Source organism: Sulfuricurvum sp. (genome assembly GCF_023229695.1).
In the GTDB taxonomy this organism is placed as follows: Bacteria; Campylobacterota; Campylobacteria; order Campylobacterales; family Sulfurimonadaceae; genus Sulfuricurvum.
Genome location: NZ_JALNYS010000016.1, coordinates 68,956 through 84,696, shown reverse-complemented (window position 1 = coordinate 84,696; position 15,741 = coordinate 68,956). Strand labels below are relative to the sequence as shown.

Sequence of the window (15,741 nt, the reverse complement as noted above, 5' to 3'; positions counted from 1 at the left end):
TCCGGCCACTTTATGTTAAAATCCAAACACAGAAAATATCTCTCTTCAAGTGGCCGAATAATCTCCGCGATCACTGGCCGAATACTCCGTCATATGCAAGAAAACCGTTTAATAAGTCGATTGATATTTATGGTGTCAATACTATGGCACTATAGTGTCACTGATGTTTTTTTAGATCTTTGAAAGTACGGTAAATGGGTGATTTAGGTGGCCGAGGAGAGATTCACGAATTGCCTATTTTTGGTAGTTTTAAAGGGGCTATTTAAAAATAGGTACATTAAAAGGTACATTAGTGTCAAAGTGACTCAATATATATTAAAAACCTACAACGCTATTAGGCAATTGTAGGTCTTCGAATTAAAGTTCGTTGGTAGCTCCCCTTAACTCAACTATTAAATCACACCGGTGTGATGTAAAGCAATAGCGATGTATACTAATCCGATAACTAAATAACCGATAGTTTCAAACACTGGCTTGTTCCTCCCGCTTGAACGTAAAAAAACTGAGTTCTTCTTTGCAACTACCTACATTTCCACACCTGAAAGGTGCAGTATTATCAGCGATGAGGCACTTAGCTTCCGGGTTCGAAATGGTATCCGGGCGTTTCTTGCTCTCGTTCATCACAAAAAAGATAGCAAAAAAAAAGCCCAACCATAAAATGGTCAGGCTTTTCTTCAGTTTTTTACGTTCTTGGGAAAAACATTATAAACGGCTACCAACACGTTTAAATGTTTAAAAAATCAATTATCTACACCTCTTAGTACATTATACATAAAAGGAAAAATAATGACTACAAACCTCAGAACAAATGGAGCTTGTATCAAGGAAATAATACACTAAGTAAGTAAAATCATACATAAAAACTATATCTTAACAATAAAAACGTTACTTTTTAACTCAAATTGTCTATGATTTTGATGAAAATATTCGAAAAACGGATAAAAACATTCACAAAAAAGAGCGATTTGGTTATCATCCACGTCCTCTTTTACAAAATCACGAAAGCTTGACTGGATATTCTCAATAGTTTATATAATAGCTATTGTAAAAAAATTATAATCTAAAGATATTAAATATTCCCATACATTCTTCATCGCCTTCAAAATCTTTTTTCCACATAGCTACTATTCGCTTATAGTAGCGATAAGTTTATCTATAGATGTAATTGAATTTAATGTTTTTGTTCTAACTGTTAATCTTAAAGCAGTTCTACTAGATAGATGCCTAGATAACGCATCAAAGTCTATATCTTCATCTGTAGAGCTAAAATCTATTGTTCCATAAATATCGGAACCTGAACTTACTATTTTTACACGATAAGAGTGTCTATCTTCGAGTGCTTCTATAGATCGGATGTAATATGTATCAGTAACTATTTCTGTCTCAGATGAGTTTCTTTTCTGTTTGAGTATTCTTTTGGCTTTTTCAGCATCTACAATATAGTTATCTTGATTGAATGTTTTAGATGCTTCTAAGTTGTCAGATGGTTTAAACGTGTAACTATTATTTTGTTTAATCGGCTTTAGAACGGCTTTTTGCCCCATTCTGATAGACTCTACATATTGAGGTCTTGAATTTATCTCATGTACTACTTTATTATATCCATTAATGATTGTATCAATACGAGCATTTTCAAGACGACTATGTTCTACTCTTGCCTCTGTTTCTAAATGCTCACCTGCTGCTTCTATTTCAGCTGTTTTTGTACTCTCTAAATAATCGATATATGACTTGCCTATATATCCACCAGTGAATACCATTGCTATTATTGTAAGAGCTATAACTTTTTGTTTTCCAGTCATTCCGCTAAAAATTACTCCCGCTATATCTCTTAAATTTTCTACTATTTCTTCTGTTGAACCGATAGAAATCTTAACATATACTCTTAGAGCTGTCTTTTCTTCATCAGATAAAGGGCGATCTTGATCTTGATATTTTATCTTTTTATATAAATCATATATAAACTCTTGAATTTCTACAATTGCTGTTGCAAGTTCAGCATCTATTGTACCATTAAGTCTACCTAGTGTGTCATTATATACCAACATAAACCGAAAGTGTGTTAGAAAATCATCTATTGCAAGTTCAACACCTGCAGAATCAACCTCCGCATTCTCTAATTTTTCAAAGTAGTAAAATAGATCATCAAGTGTTGATATACTACCCATTGCTTCATGTGGCATAATTTAACCTTTTTTGTTTATTGTAGCTATAAAACTTTGAATTCTTACAACACCTATACAAACAAAGTGAGAATAAATGAGTTGAAAAAGTTATTAAATAGTGCTTTTTTATCGATTTGTAGTAAAAAGTTGTAGTAAAAGCGTTTTTAGAAAGTGCTTTAAACGTCGTAAAATAGGGGATTTTATTGGTGGCGGACGAGGAGAGATTCGAACTCTCGGTACCGTTGCCAGTACGTCTCCTTAGCAGGGAGGTGGATTCAGCCGCTTTCCTACTCGTCCATTAGTGTTAAGAGGGCGTAATTATAATCATAGATAGATAACAAGTACCTTAAAGCGGTACTTATTATCAAATGACAGGGGAATTACGCGGATCGGCAATAATCGTGTCGAGAAGGTATTGCAGTTGTGCTGCAAGTGCGCTGTTGGTTGTTTGCGCTTCTGCAATTTTTTCTTTGAGTTTGACGACAATATCGATTTTTTCGATGAATTTCATAGGGACTCCTTGCATGATTTCAGCAATTAAGCAAGGAGTATTCCAATTAGGATTTAGGAAGAGGGTAAAAGTTGAAGTTGGGCTTTAATGGCGTAGCCGTTTGTCCGAAGCCGGTTTATCCGTTCGTAACCGACATGATCGTAAGCTGATGCAATGGTTTGCAGATATTGGTAGTGGTTGTTCAGATACGTATAGAGGGGTTTCTCGATAGCATTGTCGAGGTAAAGTTCGCGGATAATCCCTTGGATCCGTTGATTTTCCGCCTCGTATTTTGATTTTATTTCCAGCGAAGGGGTTTTGAGATAATCCTGCCGGATTTGATCGAGATTCGCGTAAGCCGATTTGAGTTCATACAAACCGATTTGATCGAGTGCCGTGATAAAGTTCTCTTCATTCTTGTCTTCATAATAGTCTAGTTGACGTAAGGTTTCGAGATGAGGAGTGATTTTTTGGGTAAGGAGTCTGCTGTCCTGAAGATAAAGAGAGAACATTTTTTCGACTTTAGCGACAGAAACCCCTTTCTCTTCATGTTGGGTGATTTTTTCCTTGATCGTATCCAGCGACGTATAAAGCGGTGAGAGCGATTGAGCATCCCCATGACGGATAATCTGACGAAGATAGTGCTCGGAGTCGGAGAAGAGCTCCGGCATCTCTTTTTGAATTTTTGCGGGGGTTAAAGCGCGCTGATTGATTGTATGGGTATGGGTGAGGCTGGCCCAAAATACTCCGGTTGCGGCGAGCAGCCCCACGGGAATAAGCAGTAAAAATTTTTTCATGAATAGTATCTCCCCTTTTTTCGGAAGTCTAGTTGAAAAAGATTACTGTATTATTACGGGGAAACTAGAGTGTTTTTAATATTTTTTCCACCACTTCAGCTGGATTTTGGGCTTTGTAGATAGGACGCCCGACAACAATGAAGTCAACGTTTTCGCTCTGTGCCGTTTCAATCGTAGCAACACGTTCCTGATCGCCTGCATCTTCTCCAAAAGGGCGAATACCGGGTGTAAGGGTGAGAAAACGATCCGATGTCAGCGATTTGATGGAGGCACTTTCATATACACTGCAAACAACACCGTCGAGTCCGGCTTCATGCGCATCCTGGGCAAATCGGTCGGCTTTTTCGGCAATGGTCTCTCCATAGACATGGGAGAACTCCGTCTCTTCGAACGAAGTGAGGGCGGTTACCGCGAGGACGAGTGGACGCTTTTCATACGGTTCTAGCCGCTTCATCACTTCTCGCATCGCTTTGCGTCCTGCGGATGCGTGGACGTTGAACATATCGACGCCCAAGCCCATAATCGATTCGGCTGCATCGGCCATGGTGTTGGGGATATCATAGAGTTTTAGATCAAGAAAAATTTTAAATTCGGGATTGATTGCCTTAATCGCATCAATAAAAGGTTTTCCGTCGCGGATATAGGAACGTAAACCTACTTTTAACCATAGCGGATAATTTTTGATGGTTTCAACAAGTGCCAAATTCTCTTCTTGTGAAGGGAGATCGAGAGCGACGCATAATTGCATATAAAACCTTATTAAATGAAGTTCAAAAGTATAACGAAGCTTAAATATATTGTTCATTATATTTATGTTAATGATTCATTGAGCAAAACACCTTACAATATCTGCAAAATTACCCCTCCCAAAATAAAGGATTTTCAATGAAAAAGAGTTTTATAGCAATGGCGGTTGCCGGATTATTGATCGGCTCAAGTGTTGCTTCTGCAGCGGTTTATAAAGTCGATGTATCGCACTCTACGGTCGGATTTAAAGTAAAACATATGATGGTCAGTACCGTAACCGGAAAGTTCGGCACATTTACGGGAAGTTACGATTTGGAGAAAGGGAAGTTTAAAACGCTGAGCGGCCAGATTAAAGCGGATTCTGTCGATACGGGGATCAAAAAACGGGACGACCATTTACGCAGTGCCGATTTTTTTGATGTGGAAAAATTCAGCGATGTTAGTTTCGTGATGACAAGTGCGACCAAAACTAAAATGACGGGTGATTTAACGATTCACGGGATTACGAAAAAAGTGACCCTTGCTATCGAGATGGGTGGCGTCGTTGAAGATCCAAACGGCAATATGCGTTCAGGATTCGTATTGACCGGTTCCATTAAACGGAAAGATTTCGGCTTGACGTGGAACAAAGCGATCGAAGCGGGTGGCGTTGTTGTCGGTGATGAGGTAAAGCTTATTGTTGAAGTGGAAGGGATTGAAGAGTAATTAGAACTGTTTGATCCAACCGTCCCGTTTGGGACGGTACCCTTCTAAATCTTTGAGACTTAACCCTTTTTGTCTCCCCCATACGATAACGGCCGAACAGGTATGCATTCGGGCGTAATCTCCTAAAAAATCGATCATCTCTTTGGATAAATGTTCATGGTGCTCACGAACCGCAAAATCTTCAACGATAAGATAGCGGCCAAGTTCCAGATTTTCCCGCAGGGTAACACCGGCGTAGATATGCAAAACACCCCGTTCATAAGCACCTATAGGGCGGTAGTCACGAGGAAATTGCGATGCAATAAAGCGTTCAAACTGCGTAGCGGTAAGATCCAATCGGAGTGTTTTGAGGAGGGGAAACCCCTCATGCAGTTCCGAGGGTGAGAGCTCTCGGATTTGCATGGGATCACCCTACCAATGCACTAAGCTGTTCGTTGATTTTGGAGATTTTCTCTTCCGCATCGGCAAGTGCCGCACGGTTTTGGGTGATGACGGCTTCGGGTGCGTTGGCGACAAAACGTTCATTGAAGAGCATTCCGTTCAATTTGTCGGCCTCTTTTTGAAGCTTTTCACGCTGTTTGGTGAGACGATCGATGATGGGGCTCAGATCGATGGCATCGGTTGGAATATACACTTCGACCCTCTCTCCGATATCGCTTACGGCATTATCAATTTTAGACTCGGTAAAACGGAGCGCTTCGACTTTGCCGAGACGAACGATAAACGGTTCCATCATGCTCTGATTACCGCTACATTTGACATAGGCAAGATCGATTTTCTGATTCCCCATATCTACGAGCGTTTTAGCGCGGCGAATCGTGATAATGGCATCCATAATGATGGAAAATTCCGCTTCGATTGCTTCATTCACGGTAACGTTTTCAGGATACGCCATAACCATGATGGAGTTGCCCTCTTCAAGCGTCGTTCCTGAAAGCTCATGGTAGAGATATTCGGTGATGAAGGGCATATAGGGGTGCAGAAGTTTCATCGACTCTTTGAAGATGCTTCCCAACTCATTGACGCTCTCTTTGCTTGCTTTGCCCAGTTCGATACCCCAGTCGCAAAACTCATTCCATAAAAAGCGGTAGAGCACCGTAGCTGCATCGTTGAAACGGTATTCATCCAGGAATGCTCTTGTTTCAGCCGTAGCGCGATGGAAACGGCTGAGCATATAGCGACCCAACGGAGTCGTGATCTCTTGATCGGCTAAATCTTTAAACGTCGGAACATTCATTTGGAGGAATTTGGAAGCATTGAAAAGTTTGTTGGTAAAGTTGCGGCTTTGATCCAGACGCTCCGTGCTAAGGCGGATATCACGCCCCTGCGCGGCAAGGACGGCGAGGGTGAACCGGAGTGCATCGGCGCTGTATTTTTCGACCATATCGAGCGGATCGATGACGTTGCCTTTGGATTTGGACATTTTTTGGCCGTGTTCATCCCGCACCAGTGCATGGAGATAGATATGCTTAAACGGCAGCTCTCCCGTAAAACTTTCCCCCATCATCATCATCCGCGCAACCCAAAAGAAGAGGATGTCAAATCCGGTAATCAGGAGGCTGTTGGGATAAAACTTCGCCATGTCTTCGCTTTGGAAGAGGGTGTCGGAACTGACATCGCCGTTGCCCCAACCCAGAGTCGAGAACGGCCAAAGCGCAGAACTGAACCAAGTGTCAAGGACATCGGGATCTTGGGTGAACGAGCGGCTTGCACAATGCGGGCAGCTGTTTGGTTGTTCTTCCATAGAGGCCCATTCATGATCGCAATCGTTGCAGTAAAAAACCGGGATACGGTGCCCCCACCACAGTTGACGGGAGATACACCAGTCACGCAGCTCTCCCATCCATGCGTTGTAACTGTTAATCCAGTGGGGCGGGAAAAATTGGGTTAATCCTTCGTTGGTTTTATCGATCGAACCGCGTGCAACCTCTTTTCGGACAAACCACTGTTTGGAGATATAGGGTTCAACAATATTTTTACAGCGGTAACAGTGACCGACTTGGTGGAGATGATCTTCAATTTTTTCAATAAAACCTTCTTCATTGAGTCGTTTGACAATGACGGAACGGGCTTCAAGGCGTTCAAGCCCTTCAAATTCCCCGGCGTGATGATTTAATATCCCTTTTTCATCGAATACGGTGATAAATTCCAGATCGTGCCGCTTGCCCACTTCGTAGTCGTTGGTGTCATGAGCAGGGGTAACTTTGACGACACCGGTTCCGAACTCTTTATCGACATGGGTATCGGCGATGATTTTGATCTCACGATTGATGAGGGGGAGGGTGATGCTTTTTCCGATGAGGTGAAGATAGCGATCATCATCAGGGTGTATCATAATCGCGGTATCGCCGAAATAGGTTTCCGGACGGGTCGTCGCGACAGTGATGTGGCCGCTGCCGTCGCTGAAAGGGTAGCGCATGTGGTAGAAATGGCCCTGATGCTCTTCGTGTTCGACTTCGATATCGCTCAGCGCCCCGTCATGGGTACACCAGTTGACCATGTAGTTTCCCCGGACGATCAGATTTTGGTTGTAGAGGTGGACAAACGCCTCTTTGACGGAGGATTTTAACCCCTCATCCATCGTAAAACGCTCACGGCTCCATGCGGGAGATACTCCGAGTTTGCGCAATTGTCCTACCATGATTCCGCCGCTCTCCTCTTTCCATGCCCAAACACGTTCCAAGAAAGCTTCGCGTCCAAGCTCCTCTTTCGTCGTCCCTTCGGCTAACAGCTGTTTTTCCACGACGTTTTGGGTAGCAATACCGGCATGATCGGTCCCTGGCTGCCAGAGTGTTGCATACCCGTCCATTCGCTTGTAGCGGACAATAATATCTTGGAGGGTAAAGGTAAGGGCATGGCCGATATGCAGTCGTCCCGTGACATTCGGAGGAGGCATCATAATCGCAAAATGCTTATTGGCCTTGGCAATCGCTTTGTTACCGTCCACTTCAAAAAGCCCTCGATTTTCCCAGATAGGATAAAAGCTCTCTTCAATATTTTTTGGGTCATAGTGGGATGCGGACATAGAAAAAACCTTCATGAAAATATGCGCGAATTATACCAAAAAATAGAGGAAGGCCATTTCTAACACTTTGGCTCTTAAAATTAGTTCAATATTGTAGAATAATGTAACATTATTGGGGGAGAAAAAGTTTTTTTTTAAAACCATTGGTATATTTATGGTAATGTATGCCATAGTAAACAATAAAATTGGTATAAAGGATATTTATGCAATACGAAGTCAAATCGCCGATTCTAGGGTTTGAAAAAACCAGCAAAGTTGAACTTGTCGAGATCGATGATCTATTTATGACGCTCAAAAGTTGTGACGGTACCGATACGAGTTTTACCGTTGTCAATCCGTACGCTTTGCGTGAATATTCTTTTGATGTACCGGCGGCAATTCGTGCCTTGCTTGACATTAATGAAAATTCAAACGTCCTTGTATATAATATCGTTGTCATTCAAAATCCGCGCGATGAATCGTATATCAATTTTCTAGCTCCGCTTATTTTCAATCAAGACAACGCGACAATGGCTCAAGCAGTACTCGATGCGGGGGCTCATCCTGATTGCGGTTTAGCTGAGCCAATCAAAAAATTCAAGTCAGAATAGCCTCTAATTCGAGGCTTTAAGGAGCCTCTTGCCACTTTCGCGCCTTAACGAACAGCAATATACTGCTGCAACCGCACCGTATGGGCGTAATCTTATTATTGCATCAGCCGGTACCGGTAAAACTTCCACGATAGTCGGCCGTATCGGTCACCTCCTCTCATTAAATATAAAACCCGAAGAGATAATGCTGCTGACATTTACCAATAAGGCGGCGCAAGAGATGGTAGAACGGGTTGCCGCCTATTTCGGTCGAGAAATTGCTTCAAAAATTGATGCAGGGACTTTTCATGCCATTAGCTACCGCTGGCTTAAGCGTAAAGAGGGGAAGGTGGTCCTTAAGCAGCCGCGAGAACTTAAAACCCTTTTTCGCAGTGTTTATGAAAAGCGGACCTTTTCGCATATCGATTGTGCCACATCCGCGTATGGGGCTAATTACCTTTATGATGTTTACTCCTTTTATCAGAATACGGAATTGTCCACTCATTTTGAAGAGTGGATCAGTGTCCGACAGGATGAACACGCCGTATATGCAGCAATTTATGCTGACATTGTGGATGAGTTTGAAATGCTCAAAAAAGAGTACGGTTTTGTCAATTTTAACGATCTTTTACTCCGAATGCGCGAATTGGCTTTGGAAAATGATCTCGGCTACAAAGAAATTTTGATCGACGAGTATCAAGACACCAATGCCTTGCAAGGAACCCTTATTGATGCAATGAAACCCCCCTCTTTGTTTTGTGTGGGGGATTATGACCAAAGTATTTATGCATTTAACGGAGCCGATATATCGATTATCGGAAGTTTTGAAACCCATTATCCTGATGCCCGTATCTATACGCTTAACAAAAATTACCGTTCGACGGTTCCCATTCTTTCGTTAGCCAATACGGTTATTGCGTATAATGAGCGGATTTATCCCAAAGCGCTAGAGGTGACACGTGAACATGCGGCGCATAGTCCGAGACTTCTTATCTACGATGAGTTGTTTGAGCAATATCACGGAATTGCCCAAATGATTGCCGATTCGGCAACCCCGCGTGAAGAGATTGCGGTCATTTTTCGAAATAATGCTTCCGCTGACGGGATTGAAGCATCGTTGCGAGAACTCGGGATTGCCTGCCGTCGTCGAGGGGGGATAGGATTTTTTGACTCCAAAGAGGTTAAAGCGCTTCTTGATATTTATACCCTTTTGGTCAATGAATCGGATATGATGGCATTTATCCACCTTTTTGATTATGCCAAAGGGGTCGGAAGCGCCATTGCCAAAGAACTTTTTGTTGCTTTGCAAAAGCTGGGGCACGGCTCTTTTTTACGCGGGTTGTACACTCCGGATCCCTCTATTTCGAATCCATTTGAAAAACGGCGCCTTAATCATCAGTTGGGATTATTTGACGATTTCGCGGAGTTGGGGAGTGCGGGGCGGTTTGCCAAGCTGGGGATGGACCCGAACTTTATGGGAAATCCGATTTTGCAGCATGCAAAACTTACGAAAGATTCCGCTGTCTATTTGCACGATCTTTTTACCTTGTTTCGTCAGTTACGCGATATTAAAGAGCCAAAAGCGGCCGTTCAGAAAATTGCCCTTTCAAATTTATACGGACATGTGATCGAACATCTCTCCCATCGTCGTGCCATGACAGAAAACGGGGCGGTGGATGAGAGGGCGAAAACAGAATCCCAAGAGCGTATCCGCCGAAAATGTACGGTTTTGTTTGAACTCTCCCGTCCTTACAAAGAGCATGAACGGTTTCTCAATGCTATGGTACTGGGTTCGCAGGACTTGACGCAGGGAGAAGGGGTCCATTTACTGAGTATCCACGCATCCAAAGGGCTGGAGTATCAAGAGGTGTATGTGATCGATTTGATGGATGGGCGTTTTCCGAATCGAAAACTGATGAGCCGCAGCGGGAGTATTGAAGAGGAGAGACGGCTTTTTTATGTTTCGGTAACCCGGGCAAAAGATCGGTTGTTTCTGAGTTATGCGAAATACGACAAGATCAAGAAAACCAATTTTGTCCCTTCCCAGTTCGTATTTGAAGCGGGGCTGATCCCCAAAGATGAGACCTATGCCGCTTTGGTGGCCAAAGGGGCAGTTGAAGAAATTTAATGGCGCCCTTGTACGGCGTCTCCCATACTCCACATAGGTAAAAAAATCCCTAATGCCAACATGATAACCATCCCTGCGATCATAAAGAGCATGATTGGTTCGATCGCTTCGGAGAGGCCGTCGATAATCGCGTCAAAACGCATTTTATAATACTCCATAACTTTTTCCATCATGGCATCGAGCTGACCGCTTGATTCACCGGCAGAGATCATCTGAATAATCATATTTTCGAACAGCTTTGTCTCCGCTAAACCGCTGTAAAGGGCTCCCCCTTTTTCAACCGTTGAACGGACGGTCAGGAGGCGCTCTTGCAACGGAAGGCTGTCGATCATCGCAATGGAGGTCTCCAGCGCTTCGGCAATCGGGATACCTGCGCGGACGAGTTCTGAAAAAACGAGGGTAAAGCGGTTGAGTGTTGCAAACATAATGATGTTTTTGATCAGGTAAACGCGTAGTAAAAACAGATGCCATTTGTATCGGAAATTACGGGAGTGGTCAATCATGTATCGAAAGAGAAAGATAAATACGGCGATAGAGGCAAGGACATAAATTCCGTAGGTATTAAAGAGATGTTCCAGAAAAAGGAGAATCTGGGTCGGTAGCGGCAATTCGGCACCGAGTTGCTCAAAAATCGTTTTAAACTGCGGGACGACGTACGAGATGAGGATCGTAAACGCAACGGCCATAGCGATCATAACGTTGCGGGGATAGGCCATTGCTTTTTTGAATTTAATAATATTGCGGCGAATTTCTTCCAACATATCGGCAAGTTTATGGAGAGATTCGGCCATATTTCCGGTTTTTTCCCCCAATTCAATCATGGCAAGGGAGAGGTTTCCCAACTCATACGTAAAGTTATGGGCCGACTGCGAAAGGCTGTGGCCGGAGTTGATATCTTCGGACATCGTCCCTAATACCGTTTGCAGCGTTTTATCCGTTGTCGCATCGGCAATTTCTTTAAGGGAATCGTGAATGGAAATTCCGGCATTGGTCATAACGGCGAGCTGCCGTATGGCAGCGATTAGGGCATCTTGTTTTAATTTTCGTTTTTTAAAATTTGCAAAAAGGGTCTCTTTAAATCTTCGAAGCTGATCTTCGAGAGGGGCCGGGGCCTCTATGACTTTTAAGATCATTCCGGAAAATTTGATTTTAGCCAGATAATGGGCCTCTTTTTTGTTTTCAGCGTAAAACCCTTGTTGGCTTTTTTTCCCTTTGGAAAGTATTGTCGCTACAAAATATTTCATCCTTTGGCCACCCTTAAAATTTCATCTAACGTTGTTATACCGTGTACCGCTTTTGCCATCCCATTTTCAAACATACCGACAAAACCTTCACCCTTTGCCTGAGTTAAGAGTTCATCTTTGGAAGCACCGCGCGCAATTAAACTGGAGAGAGTCTCCGTGATGGGAAGGACTTCACAAATCATTTCCCGCCCCATATAGCCGTTTCCGTTGCACTCTTTGCATCCGGCCCCTTCATAAAAAACGGTGTGTGCGGGGATAAACGCACTGTATTCTTGCAAGATTCCCAATGGTATATCGGCTTCCCGTTTACAATGTTTACAAATTCTGCGGACCAAACGTTGTGCCTGTACGGCAACCAGCGCACCGCTGATCAGATAAGGTTCAATCCCCATATCCGCCATACGGGGGATTGCACTGATGGCATCGTTCGTGTGAAGGGTCGAGATCACCAAGTGCCCCGTCAATGCCGCTTTAATCGCAATCTCGAGCGTTTCGTGGTCACGGATCTCCCCGATCATGATTTTATCGGGGTCCTGACGCAAAATAGAGCGTAGCGCATCGGCAAAAGACAACCCGACTTTCGGGTTAATCTGTACCTGCTGAATCAGATTCATCCGGTACTCTACCGGATCTTCTACGGTGATGACTTTGTCCTCAACATTTCGAAGTTCGTTAAGGGCACCGTAGAGGGTCGTTGTTTTACCGCTCCCCGTAGGTCCGGTTACCAGAATAATACCAAACGGTGCATGAAGCCCCTTAATCAATTTTTGGTAACTGGCTGAATCCATACCGGAATCTTCAAGTTTGACCAATGCTTTCGCTTTGTCCAGAATACGCATAACAATGGATTCGCCGTAAATAATGGGAAGGGTAGAGAGACGAAAATCGAATTCGGCTTCCATAACGATTGCGGAGAAACGGCCGTCTTGAGGTTTGCGCCGTTCGGCAATGTCCAAATTGGCCAACAATTTAATGCGAGAAGCCAGAGGAGGGTAGATGTCTCGGTCAAAAATAAATATTTCGGTTAATTTACCGTCAATTCGTCCCCGAACAACGCAGTTTTTTTCCGTCGGTTCGATATGAATATCACTTGCCCGCCCTTTAATACATGCTTTGAGAATAACATCGATCAGCTGTAAAATGGAGGAGGCCTCTTGCTGCTCTTCTACGGATCCGATATTACGAAGCTCATTACGAATATTATTAACAAGCTCTTTGACGCTGTCTTTTAGTTCAATTTTGAAAAGATAAGCTTGAATCTGTTTTTCCGTAGCAACGGCAATTTTGACCGATTTTCGGGGAAAAAGGCGTTGAATCGATTCTTGGGCTTCAATGTTCAAAGGATCTGCAAAGGCAATGACAACATACATGTCATCTTGTGAAACCGGTAAGGCAACATAGCGTTTAAGCTGTGCCGTCGGAATTTTTTCAACGAGTCGATAGTCCATATCCAGTGAATCGAGATCAATGAATGGGACTTCAATCACTTCAGCCAGATGGGCAAGAATCGAAGGTTCATCTAAAAAATGGTAGTTTTTGATAATGGAAAGTTGATATCGTCCCAAACGGATTTGTTCGACAATAAAGCGTTTAATAAAATTAATGGAAACTGCACCTACTTTTGTCAATGTTTCCAGAACGGTATCATCCTGAACACCGCGTGACGTTAAACGATCGATTTGCTGGTGTGTGATATGGCCTTTTTCGAGTAAATCGTGGGTAATACGATCCATATCAGTGTCCTTTATTCGTATACATGATGGTGAGTTAAAATTTTATCATAGTATTCATCGATAGCGATGGTTTTATGATGATTACTTTGAATTGTATAGAGTTTATAGGTGAGCCGTGGTGTTAAAGGATCTTTATACTCTTTGATAAACACTTCTTTTTGTGGATGCTTAAGGTAGAGGTCGAAAATTTTAGAGAGTAGATGGGAACTGACGGGTAATTTTAAATGGATAATCGGTTTATTATCATAAAGTGCTTGCAGAAGAAGCTTCTTTTGAAGGATTAAGAGTGAAAAATAGGCGGCGTTTGCCCGGGCTTCTGCGGATTGATTGAGGAGACTGGATGGGAGTGCCAGCGCATCGATTTGATCATTTTTAAGACATGAAAATGCATAAAGGGATATAAAAGGTTCGTCGTTTCGATAGTTTTGAAACTCCTTGAGGCCAAGGGAACATCCTTGAGCATAAAGCTCTTTTTGATAAAGTTCAAAAATTTTTTCACTCATGGAAGCGGATAAAACAGTCGTAAGGAGAGGGATGAAGAATAGGTATTTCATTTTAGGCTACCGCGTTCAATCGTATCCAACAAACCTCTGGCAGAGTCTGACCCTGATTGCGAAATATAAAGCTGAAGGGTTTTTTTGGCTTGTTCCGTTTTTCCAAGTTTCACCAGTGATTTTGAAAAAATGAGCCAACTTTCATCAATCCGGCTATTGATGGCATTGGTTTTTAATGCGTAGTTATACGCTTCCGAATAGTTGCCGTGGTCATAATAATAACGGGCTATAAAGAGGCCAAGATTGGCATTGGCGTTCTCTTTAAACCGTTTTTCTAGTTCACCGATGTCGAGAGCGGTTTCGTTACGGTTGATACTTAATGTTTCCGAAGGTTGCGGCGCTACAACTTTTTGTACTGCTAAAGAAGGGGTCGCGGGAACTGGTGGCGGCATAAGCACAGGTGGTTTGGGTGCCGGAGTTTTCGGAAGCGGGAGAGCGGTTTTCGTCACCGGTTTTGTGATTACAACATTTGCAGAGACAGGAGCTGACTCAACCGCCGCTGAAGTGGGGCTGAATGAGTGGACAAAGTCCATAGAAGGTTCGAGAATGGTCGTTGTGTTTTGCGGTGTCGAACCCGGTGGAGTAGCGGAAGAGTCGGTATGGATTTTTTGAGCGGGGTGGAAGGTTTCGGAAGATTTCGACCCCTCGGTAGGTTCCGGCCATAACACAAAAGTTCCGATAAAGAGTACAATGAGCGAGAAAGCGGTGATAGCGTAGGGAAGATAGGCCTTAATCTTATATTTGAGCCAGCGACGCTCTAAATTGTGGATATCAATCACGGATCAGTCCTGTATGAATTGCCGCCATCTCGATCCATTTGGATTTAATCGCATTGTATTTGATAGCGGTCGGTTGATGCTCCTCGTACCAGCAATAGAGGGTAAAAAGGGAATAAAGAAGTTTGTTGGCTTCTCGGTAGTTTCCTTTGGTCAAAGAAGAGATGAGTTTCATGTTTTTTTCGTTAAACATATTGGCAACATCAAAGCAGTTTGATTTCAGGAGTTTTTTTTGAATGTAGATTTTCAGCTCTTCCGAAGTGGCATTGTGCAATTCGATACTCTCCCAAATACGCGTTTGAAAATGTTCTTTGGCAATGATGTCTTCCTTATCGGTCTTATGGAGGGTAATAACAAATTTAATAGCACGTGCATCGGAGATCAAACGTATTTTTTCCATCAACGAAGGGGTATAGAGCTGTGCCTCATCCAGCAATACAATCGGAACGGCAGGAAATGAGAGGGCGTTGGAAAGCTCTAGAAAACGGTTAAGGGTCATCACTTCTCGCGGCGCATGGCCAAAGATGTTTTGCGCTAAAACACGTAAAAAATCGTCCTCATCGATAATCGGCGTAGCAATCATAAAGACTTTTTGGTATTTGGAGAGATCGTGATGCAGTTTATGCAGCAGCATACTTTTACCGGTTCCCGGACGACCGTATAAAAGGATCATCTTAAGGGGCTTTTGTACCGAATCTTTTAACGATTGGTACATGTGGGAGACGCTGTCGATTTGGACGTAATCCTTAGGATTGATAATGTCCAAAAAAAGATCGCGCGGTTTCGAAAAAAGGGAATTCTCCATCCG

General features: G+C 43.1%; 14 protein-coding genes, 1 tRNA gene and 1 rRNA gene. 3 read left to right on the top strand and 13 right to left on the bottom strand.

Features of this window, described 5'->3' with window-relative positions:
• Positions 1–511 precede the first annotated feature (511 nt).
• The 6 genes from rrf to pyrF form a co-directional block, all read right to left on the bottom strand.
• A 5S ribosomal RNA gene (gene rrf, locus M0P91_RS11995) occupies positions 512–628 on the bottom strand.
• A 496-nt stretch (positions 629–1,124) separates the two neighbouring features.
• A complete protein-coding gene (locus M0P91_RS11990) occupies positions 1,125–2,183 on the bottom strand; it encodes a hypothetical protein (RefSeq protein WP_295067698.1) in 1,059 nt (352 codons plus the stop codon).
• 189 nt (positions 2,184–2,372) lie between these two features.
• A tRNA-Ser gene (locus M0P91_RS11985) sits at positions 2,373–2,462 on the bottom strand.
• 67 nt (positions 2,463–2,529) lie between these two features.
• Entirely contained in the window at positions 2,530–2,676 is a 147-nt protein-coding gene (locus M0P91_RS11980; RefSeq protein ID WP_295067695.1) for a hypothetical protein, read from the bottom strand.
• 53 nt (positions 2,677–2,729) lie between these two features.
• Positions 2,730–3,452 carry a hypothetical protein gene (locus tag M0P91_RS11975; protein WP_295067693.1) on the bottom strand — a complete coding sequence of 241 codons (723 nt, stop codon included), beginning with the start codon at positions 3,450–3,452 and terminating at the stop codon, positions 2,730–2,732.
• Positions 3,453–3,516: 64 nt separating this feature from the next.
• On the bottom strand, positions 3,517–4,200 hold the full coding sequence (gene pyrF / locus M0P91_RS11970; RefSeq protein WP_295067691.1) for an orotidine-5'-phosphate decarboxylase: 684 nt from the start codon (positions 4,198–4,200) through the stop codon (positions 3,517–3,519).
• A 137-nt stretch (positions 4,201–4,337) separates the two neighbouring features.
• Here pyrF and M0P91_RS11965 point away from each other — a divergent pair, with 137 nt between their 5' ends.
• Positions 4,338–4,904 carry a YceI family protein gene (locus M0P91_RS11965; protein ID WP_295067689.1) on the top strand — a complete coding sequence of 189 codons (567 nt, stop codon included), beginning with the start codon at positions 4,338–4,340 and terminating at the stop codon, positions 4,902–4,904.
• Here the strand turns inward: M0P91_RS11965 and M0P91_RS11960 are convergent, their stop codons facing one another.
• Together M0P91_RS11960 and M0P91_RS11955 are read right to left on the bottom strand one after the other, a co-directional pair.
• Positions 4,905–5,306: a hypothetical protein gene (locus M0P91_RS11960; protein WP_295067687.1), complete on the bottom strand. Its 402-nt coding sequence runs from the start codon at positions 5,304–5,306 to the stop codon at positions 4,905–4,907. It lies immediately after the preceding gene.
• Between the two features lie 4 nt (positions 5,307–5,310).
• Positions 5,311–7,929: a valine--tRNA ligase gene (locus M0P91_RS11955; RefSeq protein WP_295067684.1), complete on the bottom strand. Its 2,619-nt coding sequence runs from the start codon at positions 7,927–7,929 to the stop codon at positions 5,311–5,313.
• 203 nt (positions 7,930–8,132) lie between these two features.
• On the opposite strand from M0P91_RS11955, the gene fliW reads away from it, so the two are divergent.
• Positions 8,133–8,519 (top strand): flagellar assembly protein FliW, encoded by a 387-nt coding sequence (gene fliW, locus M0P91_RS11950; protein ID WP_295067682.1) that lies wholly within the window; start codon positions 8,133–8,135, stop codon positions 8,517–8,519.
• 28 nt (positions 8,520–8,547) lie between these two features.
• On the top strand, positions 8,548–10,626 hold the full coding sequence (locus M0P91_RS11945) for an ATP-dependent helicase (RefSeq protein WP_295067681.1): 2,079 nt from the start codon (positions 8,548–8,550) through the stop codon (positions 10,624–10,626).
• Here the strand turns inward: M0P91_RS11945 and M0P91_RS11940 are convergent.
• Genes M0P91_RS11940 through M0P91_RS11920 form a run of 5 tightly spaced genes read right to left on the bottom strand, consistent with a single transcriptional unit; the run spans position 10,623 to position 15,738 of the window.
• Positions 10,623–11,870 carry a type II secretion system F family protein gene (locus M0P91_RS11940; protein ID WP_295067679.1) on the bottom strand — a complete coding sequence of 416 codons (1,248 nt, stop codon included), beginning with the start codon at positions 11,868–11,870 and terminating at the stop codon, positions 10,623–10,625. The two genes, M0P91_RS11945 and M0P91_RS11940, sit on opposite strands and share 4 nt — an antisense overlap.
• Positions 11,867–13,603 (bottom strand): GspE/PulE family protein, encoded by a 1,737-nt coding sequence (locus M0P91_RS11935; protein ID WP_295067676.1) that lies wholly within the window; start codon positions 13,601–13,603, stop codon positions 11,867–11,869. The genes M0P91_RS11940 and M0P91_RS11935 overlap by 4 nt, the downstream gene beginning before the upstream one ends.
• An 11-nt stretch (positions 13,604–13,614) precedes the next feature.
• A complete protein-coding gene (locus M0P91_RS11930) occupies positions 13,615–14,157 on the bottom strand; it encodes a hypothetical protein (RefSeq protein ID WP_295067673.1) in 543 nt (180 codons plus the stop codon).
• A complete protein-coding gene (locus M0P91_RS11925; RefSeq protein WP_295067671.1) occupies positions 14,154–14,936 on the bottom strand; it encodes a tol-pal system YbgF family protein in 783 nt (260 codons plus the stop codon). The genes M0P91_RS11930 and M0P91_RS11925 overlap by 4 nt, the downstream gene beginning before the upstream one ends.
• A complete protein-coding gene (locus tag M0P91_RS11920; protein WP_295067668.1) occupies positions 14,929–15,738 on the bottom strand; it encodes an ATP-binding protein in 810 nt (269 codons plus the stop codon). Before M0P91_RS11920 ends, M0P91_RS11925 begins: the two co-directional genes overlap by 8 nt.
• Between the last annotated feature and the right edge of the window lie 3 nt (positions 15,739–15,741).

Bases quoted from the DNA above. Each gene is read 5' to 3' on its own strand.
- M0P91_RS11990 (WP_295067698.1), bottom strand. From the start codon at position 2,183: ATGCCACATGAAGCAATGGGTAGTATATCAACACTTGATGATCTATTT.
- M0P91_RS11980 (WP_295067695.1), bottom strand. From the start codon at position 2,676: ATGAAATTCATCGAAAAAATCGATATTGTCGTCAAACTCAAAGAAAAA.
- M0P91_RS11975 (WP_295067693.1), bottom strand. From the start codon at position 3,452: ATGAAAAAATTTTTACTGCTTATTCCCGTGGGGCTGCTCGCCGCAACC.
- pyrF (WP_295067691.1), bottom strand. From the start codon at position 4,200: ATGCAATTATGCGTCGCTCTCGATCTCCCTTCACAAGAAGAGAATTTG.
- M0P91_RS11965 (WP_295067689.1), top strand. From the start codon at position 4,338: ATGAAAAAGAGTTTTATAGCAATGGCGGTTGCCGGATTATTGATCGGC.
- M0P91_RS11960 (WP_295067687.1), bottom strand. From the start codon at position 5,306: ATGCAAATCCGAGAGCTCTCACCCTCGGAACTGCATGAGGGGTTTCCC.
- M0P91_RS11955 (WP_295067684.1), bottom strand. From the start codon at position 7,929: ATGTCCGCATCCCACTATGACCCAAAAAATATTGAAGAGAGCTTTTAT.
- fliW (WP_295067682.1), top strand. From the start codon at position 8,133: ATGCAATACGAAGTCAAATCGCCGATTCTAGGGTTTGAAAAAACCAGC.
- M0P91_RS11940 (WP_295067679.1), bottom strand. From the start codon at position 11,870: ATGAAATATTTTGTAGCGACAATACTTTCCAAAGGGAAAAAAAGCCAA.
- M0P91_RS11935 (WP_295067676.1), bottom strand. From the start codon at position 13,603: ATGGATCGTATTACCCACGATTTACTCGAAAAAGGCCATATCACACAC.
- M0P91_RS11930 (WP_295067673.1), bottom strand. From the start codon at position 14,157: ATGAAATACCTATTCTTCATCCCTCTCCTTACGACTGTTTTATCCGCT.
- M0P91_RS11920 (WP_295067668.1), bottom strand. From the start codon at position 15,738: ATGGAGAATTCCCTTTTTTCGAAACCGCGCGATCTTTTTTTGGACATT.